This window comes from Mesorhizobium sp., assembly GCF_004962925.1.
Classification (GTDB): domain Bacteria; phylum Pseudomonadota; class Alphaproteobacteria; order Rhizobiales; family Rhizobiaceae; genus Mesorhizobium.
Window position 1 is genome coordinate 1 of the sequence record NZ_SUEO01000373.1, and the last position, 2,286, is coordinate 2,286.

At 62.4% G+C, this 2,286-nt stretch carries 4 protein-coding genes; 2 read left to right on the forward strand and 2 right to left on the reverse strand.

What is annotated here, in order from left to right:
• Together E5W87_RS35055 and E5W87_RS35060 are read left to right on the forward strand one after the other, a co-directional pair.
• The coding region (locus tag E5W87_RS35055) for a VOC family protein (RefSeq protein WP_292408439.1) at window positions 1-329 on the forward strand (329 nt) is incomplete at its 5' end.
• A gap of 169 nt (window positions 330-498) precedes the next feature.
• Entirely contained in the window at window positions 499-660 is a 162-nt protein-coding gene (locus E5W87_RS35060) for a hypothetical protein (protein ID WP_023797063.1), read from the forward strand.
• An 11-nt stretch (window positions 661-671) separates the two neighbouring features.
• On the opposite strand, the gene E5W87_RS35065 is transcribed toward E5W87_RS35060, so the two are convergent.
• The gene (locus tag E5W87_RS35065; RefSeq protein ID WP_292408444.1) at window positions 672-1,403 is read right to left on the reverse strand and encodes an SGNH/GDSL hydrolase family protein; all 732 of its coding nucleotides are present in this window, start codon (window positions 1,401-1,403) and stop codon (window positions 672-674) included.
• 98 nt (window positions 1,404-1,501) lie between these two features.
• Window positions 1,502-2,242, reverse strand: coding sequence for a thioredoxin family protein (locus E5W87_RS35070; RefSeq protein ID WP_292408447.1), 741 nt, complete (start codon window positions 2,240-2,242; stop codon window positions 1,502-1,504).
• Between the last annotated feature and the right edge of the window lie 44 nt (window positions 2,243-2,286).

A 2,286-nucleotide genomic window follows, 5' to 3' on the forward strand; every position in this document is an offset into this window, starting at 1 on the left:
TCGCGGTGCAGCCGGGTCTTGCGCCGGCACGGCAAGGCGCCGGGGCGGTCCACCACGTCGCGTTCCGCGCGCCGGACCAGGAGACCTTGCATCAATGGACGGCGCGGCTGGCCGAATTCCGTCTGCCGTCGAGCGGCGAGGTCGAACGATACTACTTCCGTTCGCTCTATTTCCGCGAGCCGAACGGAATATTGTTCGAAATTGCTACCGACGGACCGGGATTCACGGCCGACGAGCCGCTGGAAATGCTGGGCGAAAGGCTGGCCTTGCCACCGTTCCTCGAACCGAACCGGGCTGCGATCGAGGCCGGCCTCAAGCCGCTGGCATAGCAACTCTATCGCGAGCGAGCGAAAGGAGCACTTTGACAGTCGCCTGTGATGCTGGAGCGCCGCGCGTCCTTTGGGCGCGCAAAGAACGCTCCAGCAGCTTTGAGTCTACGCATCGTGCTTTCCGAAAATCGATTTCGATTTTCGGGCCGATGCGCTAGTCAAAGGCGGCATGTCGAAACTCCTCGCGCTCGTCATCGTTGCCATGATGGTCATCCAGCTGATCAAGCCGCTCGGCTGGCCGGGCCTGAAGCGGCGCAGCGATTTCTGGAAGCTGGCGGTATTGGCGATGGCGGCGATCTCGATAACAGCAGCGCTGGGGCATTGGACGTAGGGGGCAGCCCGCTAGGCCAAGCGTGGTCCACCGGCGAGCACCAAGTCGACGAGATGTTCCGCCCAGGCTCTGTAGCCAGCTTCCGAGGCATGAAATCCGTCGGAGGCAAAGCCGGCTTCGGCATCGGTGATCGGCAGGCGCGGCGCCGGCACCGCGCCGCGTTCGAGGCAAAGGCGCTCGCCCATCCGGTTCATCTCGGCGGCGCGGATTTCCAGGATCTTTCCGAGCAGCGGCGGCATTGCCGGTGCCCGGGTGAATTCGAGCACCGGCGACCACACCACGCGCGCCTCCGGCCATTTGGCGCGCAGCGCGTAGAGCAGGCCGCCAAAATCGCTCTTGAAGCGTGGCACCGAGTGGAAGTTCTTGGTGTCGTTGGTGCCGATGGCGAGCACGATATGCGTCCAAGGATCGGCCGACAGATTGGGCAGCACGTGGTCTCGGATCTGGCCTGAGGTCGCCGAGTTGAAGCCGGCTGCCCGCCAGCGCACCGCACGGCCAGTGCGTTTCGAGATCAGATCGGCCAGTTGTGCGGCCAGCCCGTACTCGGAATTGCCGATGCCGACCGAGGCGGCGGAAGAATCGCCAAGCATCAGAAGCGAGATCGCCGGCGCCTGGCCGGATATTTCGTGCATGACCGGGCCTTGCGCCGGCAGCATGCGGGTGGTGCGGCGGCGCACGCCGAGCCCCTGCCAGACATAGACCGGAAAGGCGAGCCAGGTGAGGAAGGCAAAAAAGCGCTGCATCGCAAACCGTTAATGGGCAAGTCCGTTAAAGGGCATAGCGAGCAGCACTTAGCGCATATCGGGCTAACGGCGAAAGACCTTGCGTCGGCGGCCCGCCGTCAGTGGCAACAGGCGTCCTGCATCTCGGGCCTGCCCGCATATTCGTCGTGCAGCCGCACCCAGTCCATCAGGCTGTGATAAGGACCGGTCTCGTTGCGGCCTTTCGGCGTCAGGTCGAGATAGTGATAGGCGCCGATCAGCGGATCACCGCCCCTGGAGCGCGACATGAAAGTCAGGAAGATGTCGCCGTTCTCATCCCTGTAGAACACGCTGATGCCGGGAAGATCCTTCGATTTCAGTGCGCGCTGCTCGAAATTGTAGGTCGTGTCGCCGGATGCGATCTGCTCGTCGGTGAAGGAAACCTGCATATCGAAGTTGAAGTCCGAGGCGTAGGACGATACCCAGTCGAATTTCCAGTCCATGCGCTGTTTGTAGGGCAGAAATTCAGCCAACGGCGCCCGCGAGATCACGACCAGCGACACATCGTGGTGCTTAAGGTGCTGGTTGGCGCCGTCGATGTGATCGGCAAGGAAGGAACACCCCTCGCAACGGTAATCGGCGCCCGGCCCGAACATGAAGTGGTAGACGATCAGCTGGCTTGCGCCTCCGAATAGGTCGGCCAGTTTCTTCGGGCCCTGTTCGGTCTCGAAGACATAGTCCTTCCGGACCTTCAACCAAGGCAATTCCCGCCGTTCGGCAGCGATGCGGTCGCGAAATCGCGTCAATTCCTTCTCGCGGGCCAGATGCGCCTTGTGCGCCTGGAACCAGTCTTCCCGTGAAACGATCTTGTTGTTTGGCATGGGTCTGCTCCTCTTTGAGACCCAAGGACGTTTGGGCACAACGC

Excerpts from the sequence above, each read along its gene's own strand:
- E5W87_RS35060 (WP_023797063.1), top strand. The coding sequence starts at position 499 with ATGTCGAAACTCCTCGCGCTCGTCATCGTTGCCATGATGGTCATCCAG.
- E5W87_RS35065 (WP_292408444.1), bottom strand. The coding sequence starts at position 1,403 with ATGCAGCGCTTTTTTGCCTTCCTCACCTGGCTCGCCTTTCCGGTCTAT.
- E5W87_RS35070 (WP_292408447.1), bottom strand. The coding sequence starts at position 2,242 with ATGCCAAACAACAAGATCGTTTCACGGGAAGACTGGTTCCAGGCGCAC.